The sequence below is a fragment of the Neorhizobium sp. P1_A6 genome, assembly GCF_056406795.1.
In genome coordinates this window covers 1-17,551 of the sequence record NZ_JBFTZM010000024.1, presented here as the reverse complement: position 1 = coordinate 17,551, position 17,551 = coordinate 1, and the positions used below count along the sequence as shown (strand labels likewise).

Sequence of the window (17,551 nt, the reverse complement as noted above, 5' to 3'; positions counted from 1 at the left end):
TACGGCTTAGCAGAAACCCGCCTGCTTCAACAACTGATATGCTTGAATGACGGCACGAAAACGTTCTTCCGAACCGCGGTCGCCGCCATTCGCATCCGGATGGTGTTTCTTGACCAGTTCCTTGTAGCGGGTCTTGATCTCCGCAGCCGACGCATTGGCCGCCAACTCCATCGTATCGAAGGCTTTGGCTTCCAAGGTCTTCAGCTTGCGCCCCTGCGTCTGGAAACGGGGGCCGGCCGCCCGCGCACTGGACACGAAGCCGAACGGATCCCTGAAGCGCTGCTGGGCGCCGGTGGCACCGGCAGCCCCCGAACGCGCCGTCGAATGAAGCGGGGCATCCTTGGCGGCCTTGTTGACGCCGACGGTCCAGGTCGGACGATGGCCGGTGATCGCCTCCTTCTGGTAACGGGCGATCTCGCTGTCCGAAAGGCCGGAGAAATAGTTGTAGCCCTTGTTGTATTCCCTGACGTGTTCGAAACAGAACAGAAAGAACTGGCCTTCCGCGTTGCGGCCAACGGGTGCACGATGGACGCCGGGTTTGTCGCACCCGTCCCATTGGCAAGTGGGCGCTTCAGGCACAGCTTCCTGCTGCCTGTTCTTGCGCGTCCGGATGCGGTCGAAATATTTGGAATCTAGTTTCATAAGGCCCTCATTATGGGGCGACGAAGAGGGCGCGGCAAGAATTGACAAAGTCCTTTCTTACTGGTTTGTGAGATGCCCTTTTGCGTCGCAACGGAGACCGCGATGTCCGTCAAATCCCGAATCGAAATCACGCTCACCGACAATCTCGAACCGGAACGGCTGGTCGTTATCGATGAAAGCCATCAGCACGCCGGCCATCAACCCGACATCACCGGAACCGGCGAAACCCATATGCGGGTCCGCATCGTTTCGAAAAAATTTTCCGGAATGAGCCGGCTCGACCGGCATCGGACGGTGAATGCCCTGCTGAAGCCGGAACTCGACGCCGGCCTCCACGCACTCGCGGTGGAAGCCTCGGCACCGGGTGAGCCGACGCGCTGGTGACAGGGCTTAGATAGGGATGGCGGAGCGAGAGGCCAAGGTACGGGCATCACGCATTGTGGGATATCGCTTTGGCCGACCTGCACCGCTTCCCGATAGCTGACGAGGCAGCGGTCGATTGACGCCCAGAAGCTGACATTGCTCCTTCTGAAGCAAAAGGATATTTGAGATCTGCATTGGGGAATGAGGCGCTGCGCCAACAGGCGACATTTTCTGCAGCAGTCGTCACAAGGGCCAGCAGCCAATGAAAGCTTTCCTGCAAACGATCAGATTGTTGCTCAGCGATCTGGCCTCAAGCCTGCTCTTTCTCGTCCTGTTCTCCCTGACCCATAATGCCGTTCTTTCGGCTTGCCTCGGAATGTTGCTTGGACTTATTCAGATCGCGGTGCAGTTTGCCCGGCGGAAGCCGATCGACGTCATGGAATGGGTCAGCCTTTTCCTAGTAATCGCGTCAGGCACCGCAACGGTGTTGACGGACGACCCGCGCTTTGTCCTGTTCAAGCCAAGCGCGATTTACGCGATCATCGGCATTGTGATGCTGAGGCCCGGCTGGATGAACCGCTACCTGCCTCCGATTGCAAGGGCTGTCGCCTCCGATATCGCGACTTATGTGGGTTTCGCGTGGGCAGGTCTCATGTTTATCTCCGCCATGTTGAATGCTTATCTGGCGGTGAGCAAAGACGTGGCAACCTGGGCCCTGACCATGACGATCTTCGGAATTGCCAGCAAAGTGGTTCTATCCATAGCCGGATTTGCCGCAATACGTCTCACGGCGCGGCAGCGGATTCGCGCCATGCCGGTCAATGAGCGCGAAGACCTGCTGATTTCGACAGGGTGGCAAGCCAAATCATCAACGTTGCCGAAGTCTGCCTAGGGCGGAAAGCCGGCAATTCAGCGTTTGAAAGCCTTTCGCAAAACGAAAGACTACTCCGCCGGCAGCGCCGCATCTCCCACCGGACGGATGCGCAGCCGCGTAATGCGGTTTTTCTCGCGCTTCATGACCGTGAAGCGCTTGCCATAGAACGTAAACGCCTGCCGCTCCTCCGGGATCAGCTTCGATTCGTGGATGACGAGGCCGGCGATCGTCGTCGCCTCCTCATCCGGCAGGCTCCAGTCGAGTGCGCGGTTCAGATCGCGGATCGGCACGGAACCGCCGACGACGATCGAACCGTCCGCCTCCTGGCGCACGCCTTGGATCTCGATATCGTGTTCGTCGGCAATGTCGCCGACGATCTCTTCAAGAATGTCTTCGAGCGTGACGATGCCCTGTACCTCGCCATATTCGTCGACGACGACCGCGAAATGCCCCTTGCGTCGCAGGAAGGCGCTGAGCTGGTCCTTGAGGCTGGTGCTGTCGGGCACGAACCATGGTTTTTGGGCGATCTTGACGATGTCGAGGTTTTCCGGCTCGACATTCGGCTCGGCGAGCGCCCGCAGCAGATCCTTGGCGTGGACGACACCGATGATATTCTCGGTCGAATTGCGCCAGAGCGGCATGCGCGTATAGGGGCTTTCAAGCACGGTGCGCACCGCCACTTCCGGCGGGTCGTCGGCATTGACCGCCCGCATAACCGTGCGGTGCCGCATCACGTCGGAGACTTCGAGCTCCTCGAGTTCGAAGAGGCCGTTCAGCCGGTCACGGTCCTGCTTTTCGAAATTTCCGTCGCGATGAACGATATCGAGAGCGGCGTGCAGATCGTCATGGCTGGAAAGCGCCAGGGTCTGTTCCGACAGGGAAACGCCGAGCGCGCGAAGAAACCCGCGGATCACCGCGTTGACAGCACGCGACTTGAGGCCCTGTTTGGACGTCATTTCGGCCGCTTTTCCTCCAGGAAACTCAAGACTTCGGACGACGGCACGTCGTTGGCGATGAAGGACTGGCCGATGCCATGGGTGAGGATGAAGGTGAGCTTGCCGCTCATCACTTTCTTGTCCTGCGCAATTGCATCGAGCAGCTTTTCGGTCGGCGGCAGTTTTCCGGGAATATCGCTCATCGACGCCGGCAGGCCGACGGCCTTGAGATGGGCCGTCACCCGCGCCGCGTCGTCCGGGCTTGCAAGGTTCAGGCGCGCCGAGAACTGATGTGCCAGCACCATGCCGATCGCCACGCCCTCGCCGTGCACCAGGCGGCGGCTGTCATATTCGGTCGCCGCTTCCAGCGCATGGCCGAACGTGTGGCCGAGATTGAGCAACGCCCGCCGGCCGGTCTCGCGCTCGTCCTCGACCACCACGTCGGATTTCGCCTGGCAGCTGATCGCAATCGCCTCCATCCGCTCCGGACCGCCGGCAAATACGGCTTTCCAGTTCTTTTCGAGCCACGCGAAGAAATCCGGCTGGTCGATCAGTCCGTATTTCGCTACTTCCGCATAACCGGCCCGGAATTCGCGCTGGGAGAGCGAATCAAGCACCGCGGTATCGGCGAGAACGAGGTCCGGCTGATGGAAGACGCCGAGCAGGTTCTTGCCGTGGCGGGTGTTGATACCGGTCTTGCCGCCGACCGACGAATCGACCTGCGCCAGAAGCGAGGTCGGGATCTGCACGAAGCGTACGCCGCGCCGCACGATGCCGGCCGCAAAACCGGCAAGATCGCCGATCACGCCGCCGCCGAGCGCTATCACCGCGTCGTTGCGTTCGATACGGGCCGACAGCACCATGTCGGTGACCGTTGCCAGATGTTCGAAACTCTTGGTCTTTTCGCCGGCCGGAAGCGTCAGCGACACGGCTTCGATCCCGTCCGTCTGCAGGCTGTCCATCAGCGCTTCGAGATAAAGCGGCGCGACGTGCTCGTCGGTGACGATGGCTGCCTTGCGGCCCTTCAGCCGCGCGGTGATCTCGCCGCCGGCACGCGTGATCAGGCCGGGGCCGATCAGGATGTCATAGGCCCGTTCGCCGAGCGGCACGTGCACCAAACGCTCCGCGTTACGGCCCTCGGATCGGGAAGACATGTTCATTGCAATTCACCTTCGCTGGGCAATTCATCTTCGCCGGACAGATTGGCCACCGCGGAGAGCACCTCGTTGACCACTACGTCCTTGCGGACATTTTCGGACCGCACCGTTACATCGGCCTCGGCATAGATCGGATAACGCTGGATCATCAGATTTTCGAGCGTCTGCTTGGGGTTCTCGGTCTTCAGCAACGGCCGGTGGTCGCGTTTGTTCACCCGTTCCCACAAAACGTCGAGGTCTGCTTTCAGCCAAATAGAAATGCCGCCGATCTTGATCTGGTGGCGGGTGTTCTCATTGATGAAGGCGCCGCCGCCGGTCGAAACCACGCGCGGGCCGCCCCTCAGCAGCCGCTCGATGACCCTGGTTTCCAATGCCCGGAACTCCGTTTCGCCGTAAGCCGCAAAAAGTTCGCTGATGGTCATGCGGGAAACCTTCTCGATCTCCGCATCCGTATCGATGAAGGGAATCGAAAGGCTCTGCGCCACCAGCCGGCCGATCGCCGATTTGCCCGCCCCCATAAGCCCGACGAAGATCAGGTTGCGCTTGCCGAGAACGGCGCGCGCCTTTTCGCTGAGGGCGGGTGCGGCGGAGGTTGCGGCTTCTGTCATCGTTAAGTCCGTTTCGAGAAAACGGTATCGACAAATGCATCGGCAGCGTCAAGCCGTCGCGACCCTCAAAGAATGCGGGGGATTGTTTGTTCTTGCCGATATGTAAACCTTTATCGATATATTGCGACGCAACCCTAGGAGTCGTGAATGCCCACCCTTTTCCGTTTCCTCTTCGTGCTGGCGGCGATCGCAGGCATCGTTTATGGAAGCATGGTGGCTCTCGTCATGCTGGTGGACCCGCACGAGCGCGATGTGACGGTGCGCATTCCTTCCGAGAGGTTGAACCCGGCAGCGCCGAAACAATAACGGCAGGGAACATGGCCGATCTTTCCCGAGCTCATATCGAAGCCTTTCTCGAAATGATGAGCGCCGAGCGGGGAGCCGCCGGCAACACGCTCACCTCTTACGAACGCGACCTCGAAGATCTTCAGTCCTTCCTCATTGCAAGAAACACCTCGGCCCTGACGACTGAAAGCGCCAGTCTCTCCGCCTATCTCGCCCATCTCGGCGCCCAGGGTTTTGCCGCTTCGTCCCAGGCAAGAAAACTGTCGGCGATGCGGCAGTTCTACAAATTCCTCTATGCCGAGGGCCTGCGCGGCGATGACCCGACCGCGATCCTGGACGCGCCGAAAAAAGGCCGTTCGCTGCCGAAGATCATGAGCGAGGACGAGGTGACGCGCCTGCTTGACCTCGCTGCCAAGGAGGCCGGCGAACCCGGGCCGGACCAGCTCGGGCGTCTCAGAATGCTGGCGCTGCTCGAACTGCTCTACGCGACCGGCATGCGCGTCAGCGAACTGGTATCGCTGCCGATCAAGGTTCTCGACCAGGAGGGCCGTTTCCTGATCATCCGCGGCAAGGGCAACAAGGAGCGCCTCGTGCCGCTTTCCCGTTCGGCGATCGCGGCCGTCGCATCCTATGGCGAGGTCCGGCGGCTGGCACTCGCAAAGATCGGCGACAGCCCGTGGCTGTTTCCTTCGGCCGGCAAAGGGGGCTATCTGCCGAGGCAGGTGTTTGCCCGCGACCTCAAGGGTCTGGCGGCGCGCGCCGGACTTAGGGCTGCCGCGATATCTCCCCATGTGATGCGCCATGCCTTCGCAAGCCACCTCCTCCAGAACGGGGCAGACCTTCGCGTTGTGCAGGAACTGCTCGGCCATTCCGACATTTCCACCACTCAAATCTACACGCATGTACTGGAAGAAAGGCTGCGAGAGCTGGTTCAAACACACCACCCTCTTGCAAAACAGGCCAAAAACCGGGATTAGAGGCCCCAAACACAAAATGGGAACTCCGTGTTCCTGAGATAAAACAACCGGAAACCGGCTCTCATGCAGACTTATCTCGATTTCGAAAAGCCAATCTCGGACCTCGAAGGCAAGATTCACGAGCTCAAAAAGCTCGCCTCCGAGGACGAAAGCATCGATACGTCCGAGGAAATCGGCAGGTTGGAGACCCGGGTCAGGGAAGCCACAAGGGAAATCTATTCCAAGCTTGGCGCCTGGGAGAAAACGCAGGTCGCGCGCCATCCGCAGCGACCGCATTTCCTCGATTACTCCGCCCACTTGTTCACCGATTTCACGCCGCTCGCCGGCGACCGCAATTTCGGCGAGGACGCCGCCATCCAGGCCGGCCTCGCCCGCTTCAACGGCATGCCCGTCGCGGTCATCGGCCAGGAAAAGGGCCATGACACCAAGACGCGTCTCAAGCACAATTTCGGCAGCGCGCGTCCGGAAGGCTATCGCAAGGCAATCCGCGTCATGGAAATGGCCGATCGTTTCCACCTGCCGGTCATCACCCTCATCGACACTGCAGGCGCCTATCCCGGCGTCGGCGCCGAGGAACGCGGCCAGGCAGAGGCCATCGCGCGCTCGACTGAAATGTGCTTGGGCCTGAAGGTGCCGATGGTTTCGGTCGTGATCGGCGAAGGCGGCTCCGGCGGCGCGATCGCGATTGCCACCGGCAACCGCGTCTATATGCTCGAACATTCGATCTATTCGGTCATCTCCCCGGAAGGCGCGGCATCGATCCTCTGGCGCGATTCGACCCGCGCCCGCGAGGCTGCGACCAACATGAAGATCACCGCCGAAGACCTGAAGGGTCTCGGCATCATCGACGACATCATCCCGGAGCCGGTCGGCGGGGCGCATCGCGAGCCCGAGGCCGTCATCACCGCGACGGGCAAAGTCATCGCTTCGGCGCTGGAAGATCTCGGCAGGCTTTCGGGCGAGGAAGTGCGGGCTGCACGCCGGCAGAAATTCCTCGATATCGGCCGTAATCTGTGATCTCCGGCTGTCCGCCGCTCAAATAGCCAAATTTGGCCATATTGCTGATAACATTGGGGCCTGGGCGGTTTTGCTGGACAGGCCGGCGCAAGCGGTTAAGAATATGTAAAGATTACCGCTTTATTCCTAGAAGCCCTGTACCGAATTCGTTCGTCGTTCCAAGTCTATGTGGTCCGTCTCGATGCGCCTGAAACACATCGCTTTCGCCCTCCTCGTGGCAACAGCCCTGACGGGCTGCAACGATACGCTCGATTCCGCGAGCGTCGACCTGAAGAGCGTCAAGAACAAGGTCGAGCAGCCCCTGCCTTCGAGCATTCTCGCCGAGATGCAGAAGAAGGACATGCCGCGCAATTCGCCGATCATGATCCGCATCCTCAAGGAAGAGGGCAAGCTGGAGGTCTGGAAGGCGAGGGCCGACAACCGCTTCGAGGTGATCAAGAGCTACGACATCTGCGCCTGGTCCGGGAAGCTCGGCCCCAAGGTCAAGGAAGGCGACCGGCAGGCTCCGGAAGGCTTCTATAACCTGACGCCGGCGCACCTGAACCCGAATTCCAAATATTACCTCGCCATCAACACCGGCTTCCCGAACCGCTACGATGCCGCAAACGGCCGCAGCGGATCGAACCTGATGATCCACGGCGCCTGTTCGTCCTCCGGCTGCTATTCGATGACCGACGAACAGGTCCTGGAAATCTACGCCTTCGCGCGTGACGCCTTCAAGGGCGGCCAGACCTCGGTGCAGTTGCAGGCGCTTCCCTTCCGCATGACCGCCGAAAACATGGCGCGCCACCGCGACAGCCAGAATTTCGACTTCTGGAAAATGCTGAAGACCGGCTACGATCATTTCGAGGTCACCAAGCGTCCGCCGGAAGTCAACGTCTGCGACAAGAAGTATGTCTTCAACCAGCAGGCCGATAGCAACGGCACCTTCGCTCCCGCCGCAGCCTGCCCACCCATGTCCACTCCGCCGGCCCTCTCGGCTGCGCTCACCTCCTACGAAAAGACCTATCAGGTGACTTACGCGAAGGCGCTGGAGAAGTTCGACGGTAAGGTCTGGTACGAGCCGACCGAAGCCGAGCGCAAGGCAGTCGTCGCCGACAAGCGCAAGGGCCGCGATATCGCCTATGCGCCGACCGGAACCTCGCTCGAAGCCGGCAAGCTGCTGAGCCAGTCGGAATTCCAGCAGATGATGGAAAAGCGGATGGCCTCCCAGAACAAGCCGGCCAATACCGTGCTTGCCTCCGCCTCGCCCGTCACCTTCCGTGCCGGTTCCGCCGCCGACCGCATGAAGCAGGACCGCCTGCCGGCAGCGGGCGCACAGAGCACCGGCACAGTCCCCACTGTCACCACGGCGCAGGGCACGACCGCCACGGTTCCGATCCCGGCTCAGAACCCGCTCGCCTATGCGGCACCGCCGATCAGCGAGGAAAAGAAAAAGCCGTTCTGGAAGTTCTGGAGCCAGGAATGAGCTTTGAGACCGCAGGCCTCTACGATCTGAGAGGCCTGAAGTGTCCTCTGCCCGTGCTGAAGACGCGGCGCCGGCTGAAAGACATGCCAAGCGGCACGGAACTTGCGATCGAAACCACCGATCCTCTCGCCGGCATCGACATTCCACATTTCTGCAATCAGGAAGGCCACGAACTGATCCGCTCGGAAAAGACCGAGACGGGGCACCGGTTTCTGATCCGCAAGGGTTGAGCGGGCCTACATCCGAAGGCCGGGAACGGCGAGCGGATTGTCCTCCAGCGCCGCGCGATCCGGTCGGTCGACGCGGGGCTGGCCCGTAAATGCCGCAAAAAGATCCGAGACGAAAGCTTCTTCCAACCCTTGCGTGATCAGCACCATGCGGGTGCGCCGGTCGGAGCCGTCGGGCCATTTCGGCAGGCGCTGCGGCGGATGGAAGACGCTCTGCACCCCATGCAGCACCAGCGGACGATCCGGATTATCCGATAGTGCCACGATCGCCTTCATCCGGAGCAGCTTCTCACCATGCGCCGAGCGCAGCAGGTCGATGAACATCTCGATCGCCATCGGATCGATCGGCCTCTCGTGGATGATCGAGAAGGAGCGGATGTCGTCGCCGTGGCGGTTCACGTCATGATGATGGTGGTGATGGCCATGCCCGTGGTGCTCGTGGCCATGGTGATGATCATCGTGGTGGTCGTGACCATGATCGTGATGATGATGCTCTTCGGTGTCATTCGCCATCTCGTCGTGCAGCCAGCGATCCACGTCGGCGATCTTCGTGGCCGGGTCGTAGAGGCCGTTCACCAGAATGGCAGCCGTGCCGGCCTCCCCGCTGTCTCCATCGACGACCAGCGCCCGCGGATTGAGCGCGGCGAGCCGGCTTTTCAGCGCCGCCAACTGGGAAGCGTCCGCCATTGACTGTTTGGAGATGATCAGCCGGTCGGCCACCGCCACCTGCTTCACCGCCTCCTGATGACGGTCGAGCGTGGAGACGCCGTTCACCGCATCGACCACGGTGATGACGCCGTCGAGCTCGAAATTCTGGGCGATAACCGGATTGCCCATCACCGACTGCATGACCGGCGCAGGATCCGCAAGGCCCGTCGTTTCGATGACGATGCGGCGGATCGGCCTCAGACGGCCGGTCTGGATGCCATCCATGATCGAAGCGAGCGAATCCACCAGTTCGCCGCGCACCGTGCAGCAGAGGCAGCCATTGGCAATCTCCAGCAGCGCATCGCCGGACGCTTCGACCAGGAAGTTGTCGATCCCGACCTCGCCGAACTCGTTGATAATCACGGCCGTATCGCTGGTGCCCGGATCCTTCAGGATGCGGTTCAGCAGGGTCGATTTTCCTGCGCCGAGAAACCCGGTGAGGATGGAGACGGGAATCCGGCTGCGGGCAGAGGACATGATCTATTCTCGTTCAGAATGTCGGACGTGGCTGCGGGATCGGCACATTGAGGGCATTGGCGGCAACCGCTGCCTTCTTGGCGCCCTTCGGCGGCGGTGGCGGAGCCTCGCCGCCGGAAAGCAGGGCGAGCAGCGTATAGACCGGCGGCCGTGCCATTTCATGGATATAGGGCGAATGCTGGATGGTGCGGCCTGCATCGTCACGCGTTTCGCTGCGCACTTTTGCGGCCTTCGGATTGCAGATCTCGGCGCTGACGTCGTTGACCTCAGCCGTGTCGCCATAAGGCGCGAGCGCCGGCAGCGCCACGCCCCCGGCCGTCGTCGAGGTCAGTCCCTGTTGCAGCAGGTTGGCGGTGTCGTCGGCTCGGCCGGCGAGGCTGTCCGAACCCAGCACCACGGAAATCACCGAGCGGCCATCCCGCGTCGCGGAGCCGATCTGGTTGAACCCGGAGGCACAGATGAAGCCGGTCTTCATGCCGTCGGCGCCGTCGAACCGGCCGATCAGCGTGTTGAAATTGGGATATTGCTTGGAGCCGGTATCGATGCCCTCAAGCGAGAAATAGCTTTGGTATTCCGGGAAATCCTGCTTGAGCCTCAGCGTCAGCAGCGCCAGGTCGCGGGCGGTCGAGAACTGGCCCCTGCCCGGCAGGCCGTGCGGATTGATGTACTGGGTCGAAGTCATGCCGAGCGCCTTGGCCTGGGCATTCATCATCGCCACGAACTGCTCCTGAGTGCCCCCGACGGCCTCGGCTACCGCAACCGCCATGTCGTTGGCCGATTTCACGAGCATCATCTTCAGCGCGTTGTCCATCGTCATCGTCGTGCCGGGCGTGAAATACATCTTGCTCGCCGGCTGGTCGGTCGCCCACTTGCTCATCACCACCGGCGTCTCGAGCGAGAGCTTGCCGCTCTTCAGGGCCTTGAAGGCAACGTAAGCGGTCATCAGCTTGGTCAGCGACGCCGGATACCATTTCAGGAAGGCGTCCTCATGGGCAATCACCTTGCCGGTCTTCGCATCGACAACGATCTTCGGATTGGCGGCTGCGCTGCCCGCGGATACGAAAAGCCCAATGGCCGTCACGGCAGAAATCAACCGGGTGGCAGACACGGATCGGAGGCTTGAAGTCGGCAAGGGTTTCCCTCGTTGTTACGGCTTTAACGAGTGCGGCGCATATGCGGCGTATGTGGCCAAGCAATGGCAAAGAAGATTGATTACGTCAATCATGACAGGCACACTCCGGCCGGGAGGACTTGTCATAACCGCGTGACCAGCCAGCAACAGGGAACATTATGCCGATTTTGAACCGAGCCGCCGAACTTCAGGGCGAAGTCAGCGAGTGGCGACGATATCTTCATGAAAATCCTGAGATTCTTTACGAGGTCGAGAACACCGCCTCCTTCGTGGAACAGAAGCTGAAGGAATTCGGCGTCGACGAAGTGGTGCCCGGCATCGGCCGCACCGGCGTCGTCGGCATCATTCGCGGCAAAGGCCCAGGTGGCCGCACGATCGGGCTCCGCGCCGACATGGACGCCCTGCCGCTCACCGAAATCACCGGCAAACCCTGGGCTTCGAAGGTCCCCGGCAAGATGCACGCCTGCGGCCACGACGGCCACACGTCGATGCTCCTCGGTGCGGCGAAATACCTCGCGGAAACCCGCAATTTCAACGGCACCGTGGCGCTGATCTTCCAGCCGGCCGAAGAGGGCGGCGCCGGCGCGCTGGCGATGGTCGACGACGGCATGATGGAGCGTTTCGGCATCGAGGAAGTCTACGGCATGCACAACATGCCCGGCATTCCGCTCGGCCAGTTCGCCATCCGCAAGGGCGGCATCATGGCAGCACCCGACCGCTTCACCATCACCATCAAAGGCCGAGGCGGCCATGCCGCCCAGCCGCACAAGACCATCGACCCGATCTTTATCGGCTCGCAGCTCGTCGGCAGCCTGCAGGCGATCGCCGCCCGCAACGCAGACCCGGTCCATTCGGTCGTCATTTCGGTGACCCGCTTCGACGCCGGCACGGCCTATAACATCATTCCCGACCAGGCGACGCTCTGGGGCACGGTCCGGACGCTCAGCGAGGCGACCCGCGACCTTGCCGAAAACCGCATCCGCCAGATCGTCGAGGGTATCGTCAGTGCCCACGGCGCCGAGGCGGAGATCGATTATTACCGCCAGTGCCCGGTTACCTTCAATCATGACCTCGAAACGGAGCATGCGATCGGCGTCGCGACGGAAGTGGTGGGCGCCTCGAATGTCGACACCAATGTCGAGCCGACCATGGCCGGCGAAGATTTCGCTTTCATGCTGAAACGCCGCCCCGGCGCCTTCATCTTCATCGGCAACGGCGATACGGCAGCGCTCCACAATCCGCATTACGATTTCGACGACGAAGCGATTTCCTACGGCATTTCATACTGGGTTCGGCTCGCCGAACAGCGGTTGACGGAATGAAGGAGAGGAAAAGGCTTGGCTAAACGCCTCGCCTTTTGTATGGAATTCCTCACGTGGTCCCATAGCTCAGCAGGATAGAGCGCAGGATTCCTAATCCTGAGGCCGATGGTTCGAATCCATCTGGGATCACCAGCAAATTCAACGATTTACCTGCCGAAATTGCGAAAATCATGTCGCGTTTGCCTTCCGGCAGGTTTCGTTGATTTACAGCAAATCCCCTGCGTTCACGGCGAATCCGTGCAACATGGATTGCAACATGCGACATGCTCTGACACACCCGATTCGCTTTCGCGGAACGCCACGCGGGTGCGGCTTTTGAGGACGAGCGATGACGAACGAGAAGGTTCCGGACCCAGCGCTGTTAGAATTCGTCCGTGCCCTCGCCAGGCGACAGGCTCGGATCGATGCTGCCGAGGGCATCCGCTGGGACGACATCCATGATGGCTACCGGAAAGATCCGTCTCCGGAGAACGCCGCCCTTGTGCTAGAACATATGAATCTTGCCTTGGATCTCGCATTTAACGTGCGACGGGGCGCGCGGAAAGCGACGGCGCGGAAGGGGAAAAGGTGAGCCTATGTCCACGAAAGCGAAGCTGATCGTGCTGGCAGCGTTTCAAAGGAACGATGAGGGGGATTTGGTGCCGGCATTCGATCCGCGCCAGGTGGACACGGAAGAGCGGGCAAAGCGCGAGGCGCGGTTGATGGCAGATCAATATGCGGGCGTCGTCGCATGGAGCCGGGAAGCTGATCCGGCGATCGGGGAATATGGGCCGCCGGTGATCCTGTACCAGCACGGCGATTGCCCGGACTTCGAATAATGAACTGGCCGAAAATCCATTTGGCTTTTTACGCGGCGCTGGCGATTCTGTTGCTGGCGCTGAACTATAATCGGCACCGTTGATGACCGACACAGACGGAGCGTCGAAGTTCACGATGAGATCAGATCATAGGGCCGTCCCGCGGATAGGGCTTAACCGTAGCGAGGTAGCTCTGGCTATAAGCGTGTCTCCCAACACGGTCGACAAGATGGTCGCTGACGGTTCGCTCCCTCCCCACGCAAATGGAATCCCCGGAAGATATGGCTAGTCGCTGAAATCGAGGCAGCAATGCTAGATTGGCCCGTCGAAAGTGAGGATGGTCAGGACTGGACGATGACGGCGTAATGGAACAGCGATTCGCATGGAGTAAGCCGGCGATCCGGATGGCCGCCGACATTGCGCTGGAGAAGGGCGTCTCGGTGCGATTGGAGCGCGATGGCTCGATCACAGTGTCACCATTCGATCCTCCGATCATCTCAGCCATTAAAGCTAAGCCCACCCGAGAGGAGGGGGAAGCGGCTTGGGCTTAGTGGGATGCCAAGAGGGCACAGCAAGATCGATCAGGCGGCAGAAAGCCTCGGAATGTCGCGGTACCCGCTGAGGTACAAGTGAAACCTAATATGCGGACACTTCGATCCGAGAACCATGAGGAGTGGGAAAAGCTGTTTGTGAAGACGCCGTTAGGAAAACGCGAACGCAAAGTGCTGGCGGAACTTGGCGACCACGGCATCGATGACCCGATGGACGTGGACCTGTTCACGGAATTCGGTCACAACACTGCGCACCGGCTCTGGCTCCGAGGCCTTATTGATTTCAAGCCCGACACTAACGGTAGCCCGGCGCCTGCCGCAGTTTGGTTGACAGAAGCCGGCAAGATTGCGTTCAAAGGGCTGAAGCGAGATCCAGAGGGCCATTGATGACGCGCGCCGCTTTCCGCCAGGCTGACATCGAGCGCATCTTCCGTGCTGCGAAAGCGACCGGATCGGTTGTCCAGATTGATATGCGAACCCTCGTGATGACTGTTCTCCCCGTCGTCACAGAGGCGCCGGCCGCAACGCGGAACGGACTGAGGTACGGAAGTGAAAGCTGGGGAGACGACGACTCAAGCGGAAAGCTTCCAGACGATTTTGCCCTCTAGTTTGACTCCCGCCTGCATCGTGGCACGTTGCTCGGGCAGGGTGAGGGCGAGCGATATGGTCCGAGGCGATCGGAGACGGCGTGATATGTCCAGACTGTAAAGGCTATCTGATCGATGGACATGGAAATCGGTTTACATGTGACTGCCCACCCGTTGTGAAACCGGTTGGAAAGCCCGCGTTCGAGCGACCGTCTGGTTTCGACAAGCTCGGTCCTGCCTGGCTACCGCCTCGTTAGCCGTCGGCTCCTGGTCTGCCACTAGCGATAAGGGGCTTCTCGTTACTGATCGCGAAATGACTTATCGCCGCGGGAGAAGAGCGTACCTATCTAATTCCCTCACGTCAGACCGCAGGAGATTTAGATGACTGTCGAATTCGGCCCATACACACAGATGCGCAAACTCGCTCAGCAGATGGCAATCCAGTTCCAGAAGGATCCTGACATCGACCTGGCGCCTCTTCTTGCTCATTTCATGGATGAGGTCGAAGTGAATGTGGCTTCCGATCGCTTCGATCATTCAGGGTTCATGGAAAAGATCCGCGGGCCATTGACGCTTGATGCCGAGGTGACACTGGACCAGCGCCGCAAGGACTTCCTGAAGGCCGTCGCCGACGCGCTTCAAGAACGCATTCAACGTGAGTCGAACGCGCCAACCCTTTCCGCGTGACGTCGATAGCCACCACGTCGGCATGAGCAAGCGACGACCTCCGACTTTTCCGCCTGACACCTGGCCACCACGCATGATGGCAGACATGGCCGCTGCCTACTGCGGCGAGCGCCATGTTGAGGATTTCCTCGAGCGCGTCGGTACGACATATCCACAGCCTCGGGTGGTTGACACGACGAGGCGTAAGTTTTGGTATCGGGACGATCTGGACCGCGCCATGAATATCGGAGCGGTTGAAAGCTCATCAGGAATGGGAGCGAGGTTCCGTGAAAAGATCAGGCAAAAGCAAGCTGCCGCCCAATGTTCGAAGGTAAGCGAATGAGGAAGATGGCCGACAGCCTGTCCTACCCGCCGCGCGGAATGTCCCGCGAGGAAGCCGCGCGTTACGTCGGCGTCGGCACCACGAAGTTCGACGAGATGGTCTCTGACAAGCGGATGCCAAAGCCGCGCAAGATTGACGGACGGGTCATCTGGGATCGTTTAGCCCTAGATGCTGCCTTCTCCGACCTGCCGTACGACGCGGGCAACATGATCGACGAGATACTCTCGCGCCGGGAGAAGCTGTGATGCCAGAACGGTATGGATGGAAAGGGCACGATCCTCATCTGGGCCGACATTGCGAGTGATCGATGAGCTCTATAACCGACAATCAGAGCCGTTCCAACTTCTCAGGCCATCCGCTGCGGCCGAGCTCCTCGCCATCTCGACTGCCCAGCTTCACGCCCTCGCGCTGCACGGCGACATCAGCTACGTCAATGTGGGGATAGGCGGCAAGCGCGAGAGTCGACGCTACCGGCTGGCCGACATTCAAGCTTTTATCGACAGCCGCACAGCGACCGGCAACGTCAAATGGTCGAAGCGGCAACCCCTGGAGACTACCGATCAGGACGTTCTGAAGGCTGCTAAAATTGTGGCGCGCGATCGGAAGCGCAAGGAGCGTGACATCCAGCAGGCGGCATTTCAAGAGGCGCGGCGCCAGAAGCGAGAAGCAAGCGAAGCACGGCGCAAGGAGTACGAGAAGGAGGCCACCTTGATCCGGGAGCGCCTGTATCTCGAAAAGATCTTTGGCAAAGGGAAGGTGCCGACGTCCGTGCTCCAGAAGAATAGGGGAGTGGATGGCCCGTCGTAGATGCGGAAGTCAGCTTGGACTGAGAAATCAGCTGGAGCAGTAGTCTTCGCCGACGGAATGGCCAATGGAGGCCTGCCGGGTTGCCGACACCGTGCGGCACTTTATTTCCCCTCTGTGAGCGGCATACCATCACCCACCGTCCCGGCTGGCGACGAGAACCGCCACCTGTTCTGCCAGATGGCGATCGAGATCCCGCTGCAGGAGATAATCGAGGCTGCGGTGAAAGCCGGATGGGAAGAGACCGAGGTGCTGACGGCTATCATAGAGGTTGCCGACAACCTCATGCTGGCACATGGCTCGAACGCCGAGCTAGACGCGCTCCTGAAAGCACTGAAACGGAATCTGGAATAGACGACACTCCAAAGAGAAGCCCGCCGAAGCGGGCCTAGTCGAGGGATTGCGGAGTAGTGTTGAACGCAGCAGGGTTCGGTGAAGTGCTGATGGATGGAAGGGCCGCTGCGTCTGTTGTTCGAACTGCGACTGATGACGAACGTTCCCCAGCGTAAGCCGATATCCGTAAGCGGTGTTTTCCTCGCACATTGACCAAGCGCGTTAGGCCGTTCCGAAAGCTACCGCTCCAACATTGACGGCATGACGCGCCAGAAGGCGACATTGTCGCTGACAACGGAGTTTGCTATCCAAGCCCGATGATCAGGAACCATTCGCTCCCGTCGTTTTCGATACTCGCTCTGCTCAAAAGATCGCCGTCTCAGGTGGTTCGTCCGGATGCCACGTTTTACTCCGTTGGACGCGCCCTTGGCCCCCCAAGTTGGTGGGACTTTAGCGGCGACGCGGTTACATTTGACAGCCTGTTCGACTATCACGACAACCTACAAGTCGAGCTTTGGGTTCGGGGAGAGCAAGTAGAAGTTCGTCGTGTTGGTATCCGGATGTGGATGGCGTCAGGCGGGGTGCCAGTCCCAAAGCTCGGGAAGATGAAATATGCTTCACGACGCGTCATCAGATTCGATGGGTTTGAACCTGGCTTGTCAGTTGACGAGGCGAAGGCCCTTCTTGAAAAAGCTTCTATAGCCTACACGGAAGAAGCAGTCGCGAATGCATCGGAGTCAGTGGTTCTGCTTAGGCTTCCAAACAAGACCTACCTTGATTTTTTTATGATGGGAGGACGGCCGTCTTTGGCATCGGTACAAGCATACTCTGAATACGAAGGTGCATAGCGTAGTTTGGTTTGGACCGAAAGCAGACTTCAGCCGTTTATCCGCCGCGAATAATTCCACGGCATCAGCACGTCGATCTGGCTCTGCCTGTGGCTGTTGACGATGGCAGTGAGCGTGGCGGTCAGATAAGCCAGCGGATCGACGGCAGGCTTCCTGGTTGTGAGAAACTCCAATGAGGTTTCCATGGAGAAACTCCCGTTCATGATCCATGGAATGTCTTCAATTGGTGTTAGTAAAATCTGGGCATGTCAATCTCAAGCACTTTCGCCAGCGGGCCATCCTTGACGGCGAGGCGTGACCACCCGGGTGCAATGCCTTGTTGTAGTATTGCGAAAAGTTGCCCTCGCACTGAGAGGTGCGCCTCAATCGGCGAATTGGCGCGTTGCTTCCACTGGATGGAAACTTCCGAGGCAGTTGCTATTGTTGGCTC

The 17,551-nt window shown here is 60.0% G+C and carries 21 protein-coding genes, 1 tRNA gene and 3 pseudogenes; 17 read left to right on the top strand and 8 right to left on the bottom strand.

Annotated elements, in window-relative coordinates:
• Window positions 1-6 precede the first annotated feature (6 nt).
• Window positions 7-642, bottom strand: a complete 636-nt coding sequence (locus AC1D3C_RS28090) for a J domain-containing protein (protein ID WP_038546382.1) — start codon at window positions 640-642, stop codon at window positions 7-9.
• Window positions 643-744: 102 nt separating this feature from the next.
• Between AC1D3C_RS28090 and AC1D3C_RS28085 the strand changes: the two genes are divergently transcribed.
• Both AC1D3C_RS28085 and AC1D3C_RS28080 read left to right on the top strand, forming a co-directional pair.
• Window positions 745-1,026 carry a BolA family protein gene (locus AC1D3C_RS28085; protein ID WP_007753730.1) on the top strand — a complete coding sequence of 94 codons (282 nt, stop codon included), beginning with the start codon at window positions 745-747 and terminating at the stop codon, window positions 1,024-1,026.
• Window positions 1,027-1,267: 241 nt separating this feature from the next.
• Window positions 1,268-1,897, top strand: coding sequence for an inner membrane-spanning protein YciB (locus AC1D3C_RS28080; RefSeq protein WP_477485182.1), 630 nt, complete (start codon window positions 1,268-1,270; stop codon window positions 1,895-1,897).
• Window positions 1,898-1,947: 50 nt separating this feature from the next.
• Here the strand turns inward: AC1D3C_RS28080 and AC1D3C_RS28075 are convergent.
• The 3 genes and pseudogenes from AC1D3C_RS28075 to AC1D3C_RS28065 all read right to left on the bottom strand — a co-directional run.
• Window positions 1,948-2,820, bottom strand: a pseudogene (locus tag AC1D3C_RS28075) (HlyC/CorC family transporter); the annotation flags it as partial.
• An 11-nt stretch (window positions 2,821-2,831) separates the two neighbouring features.
• Window positions 2,832-3,974 carry a 3-dehydroquinate synthase gene (gene aroB / locus AC1D3C_RS28070; protein WP_477485181.1) on the bottom strand — a complete coding sequence of 381 codons (1,143 nt, stop codon included), beginning with the start codon at window positions 3,972-3,974 and terminating at the stop codon, window positions 2,832-2,834.
• Entirely contained in the window at window positions 3,971-4,579 is a 609-nt protein-coding gene (locus AC1D3C_RS28065; protein WP_477485180.1) for a shikimate kinase, read from the bottom strand. The genes aroB and AC1D3C_RS28065 overlap by 4 nt, the downstream gene beginning before the upstream one ends.
• Before the next feature lie 147 nt (window positions 4,580-4,726).
• On the opposite strand from AC1D3C_RS28065, the gene AC1D3C_RS28060 reads away from it, so the two are divergent.
• From AC1D3C_RS28060 to AC1D3C_RS28040, 5 genes are all read left to right on the top strand, one after another.
• Window positions 4,727-4,885 (top strand): hypothetical protein, encoded by a 159-nt coding sequence (locus tag AC1D3C_RS28060; RefSeq protein WP_038546390.1) that lies wholly within the window; start codon window positions 4,727-4,729, stop codon window positions 4,883-4,885.
• A gap of 11 nt (window positions 4,886-4,896) precedes the next feature.
• A complete protein-coding gene (xerD, locus tag AC1D3C_RS28055) occupies window positions 4,897-5,841 on the top strand; it encodes a site-specific tyrosine recombinase XerD (protein ID WP_477485179.1) in 945 nt (314 codons plus the stop codon).
• Between the two features lie 63 nt (window positions 5,842-5,904).
• Window positions 5,905-6,858 (top strand): acetyl-CoA carboxylase carboxyltransferase subunit alpha, encoded by a 954-nt coding sequence (locus tag AC1D3C_RS28050; RefSeq protein ID WP_038546395.1) that lies wholly within the window; start codon window positions 5,905-5,907, stop codon window positions 6,856-6,858.
• A 181-nt stretch (window positions 6,859-7,039) separates the two neighbouring features.
• Window positions 7,040-8,326: a L,D-transpeptidase family protein gene (locus tag AC1D3C_RS28045; protein WP_477485178.1), complete on the top strand. Its 1,287-nt coding sequence runs from the start codon at window positions 7,040-7,042 to the stop codon at window positions 8,324-8,326.
• Window positions 8,323-8,556 carry a sulfurtransferase TusA family protein gene (locus tag AC1D3C_RS28040; RefSeq protein ID WP_477485177.1) on the top strand — a complete coding sequence of 78 codons (234 nt, stop codon included), beginning with the start codon at window positions 8,323-8,325 and terminating at the stop codon, window positions 8,554-8,556. Before AC1D3C_RS28045 ends, AC1D3C_RS28040 begins: the two co-directional genes overlap by 4 nt.
• Before the next feature lie 6 nt (window positions 8,557-8,562).
• Here AC1D3C_RS28040 and AC1D3C_RS28035 read toward each other — a convergent pair whose 3' ends face one another.
• Together AC1D3C_RS28035 and AC1D3C_RS28030 are read right to left on the bottom strand one after the other, a co-directional pair.
• Window positions 8,563-9,738 (bottom strand): CobW family GTP-binding protein, encoded by a 1,176-nt coding sequence (locus AC1D3C_RS28035; protein WP_477485176.1) that lies wholly within the window; start codon window positions 9,736-9,738, stop codon window positions 8,563-8,565.
• Window positions 9,739-9,751: 13 nt separating this feature from the next.
• On the bottom strand, window positions 9,752-10,870 hold the full coding sequence (locus AC1D3C_RS28030; protein ID WP_477485175.1) for a D-alanyl-D-alanine carboxypeptidase family protein: 1,119 nt from the start codon (window positions 10,868-10,870) through the stop codon (window positions 9,752-9,754).
• A 158-nt stretch (window positions 10,871-11,028) separates the two neighbouring features.
• Between AC1D3C_RS28030 and AC1D3C_RS28025 the strand changes: the two genes are divergently transcribed.
• The 10 genes from AC1D3C_RS28025 (at window position 11,029) to AC1D3C_RS27980 (ending at window position 16,294) form a co-directional block, all read left to right on the top strand.
• Entirely contained in the window at window positions 11,029-12,192 is a 1,164-nt protein-coding gene (locus AC1D3C_RS28025; protein WP_477485174.1) for a M20 aminoacylase family protein, read from the top strand.
• A gap of 55 nt (window positions 12,193-12,247) precedes the next feature.
• Window positions 12,248-12,324, top strand: a tRNA-Arg gene (locus tag AC1D3C_RS28020).
• 196 nt (window positions 12,325-12,520) lie between these two features.
• On the top strand, window positions 12,521-12,763 hold the full coding sequence (locus AC1D3C_RS28015) for a hypothetical protein (protein WP_477485173.1): 243 nt from the start codon (window positions 12,521-12,523) through the stop codon (window positions 12,761-12,763).
• Window positions 12,764-12,767: 4 nt separating this feature from the next.
• Window positions 12,768-13,010 (top strand): hypothetical protein, encoded by a 243-nt coding sequence (locus AC1D3C_RS28010; RefSeq protein ID WP_477485172.1) that lies wholly within the window; start codon window positions 12,768-12,770, stop codon window positions 13,008-13,010.
• A 620-nt stretch (window positions 13,011-13,630) separates the two neighbouring features.
• Window positions 13,631-13,927 (top strand): hypothetical protein, encoded by a 297-nt coding sequence (locus AC1D3C_RS28005; protein ID WP_477485171.1) that lies wholly within the window; start codon window positions 13,631-13,633, stop codon window positions 13,925-13,927.
• A 581-nt stretch (window positions 13,928-14,508) separates the two neighbouring features.
• Window positions 14,509-14,814: a hypothetical protein gene (locus AC1D3C_RS28000; protein ID WP_477485170.1), complete on the top strand. Its 306-nt coding sequence runs from the start codon at window positions 14,509-14,511 to the stop codon at window positions 14,812-14,814.
• Window positions 14,815-14,899: 85 nt separating this feature from the next.
• Window positions 14,900-15,136: a hypothetical protein gene (locus AC1D3C_RS27995; protein ID WP_477485169.1), complete on the top strand. Its 237-nt coding sequence runs from the start codon at window positions 14,900-14,902 to the stop codon at window positions 15,134-15,136.
• Entirely contained in the window at window positions 15,133-15,381 is a 249-nt protein-coding gene (locus tag AC1D3C_RS27990; RefSeq protein WP_477485168.1) for a helix-turn-helix transcriptional regulator, read from the top strand. Before AC1D3C_RS27995 ends, AC1D3C_RS27990 begins: the two co-directional genes overlap by 4 nt.
• Before the next feature lie 55 nt (window positions 15,382-15,436).
• Window positions 15,437-15,943 carry a hypothetical protein gene (locus tag AC1D3C_RS27985; protein WP_477485167.1) on the top strand — a complete coding sequence of 169 codons (507 nt, stop codon included), beginning with the start codon at window positions 15,437-15,439 and terminating at the stop codon, window positions 15,941-15,943.
• The gene (locus tag AC1D3C_RS27980; RefSeq protein WP_477485166.1) at window positions 15,944-16,294 is read left to right on the top strand and encodes a hypothetical protein; all 351 of its coding nucleotides are present in this window, start codon (window positions 15,944-15,946) and stop codon (window positions 16,292-16,294) included. It begins immediately after the preceding gene.
• 856 nt (window positions 16,295-17,150) lie between these two features.
• Here AC1D3C_RS27980 and AC1D3C_RS27975 read toward each other — a convergent pair.
• Together AC1D3C_RS27975 and AC1D3C_RS27970 are read right to left on the bottom strand one after the other, a co-directional pair.
• A pseudogene (locus AC1D3C_RS27975) lies at window positions 17,151-17,282 on the bottom strand (transposase domain-containing protein); the annotation flags it as partial.
• Window positions 17,283-17,350: 68 nt separating this feature from the next.
• Window positions 17,351-17,551 (bottom strand): annotated as a pseudogene (locus AC1D3C_RS27970) (hypothetical protein); the annotation flags it as partial.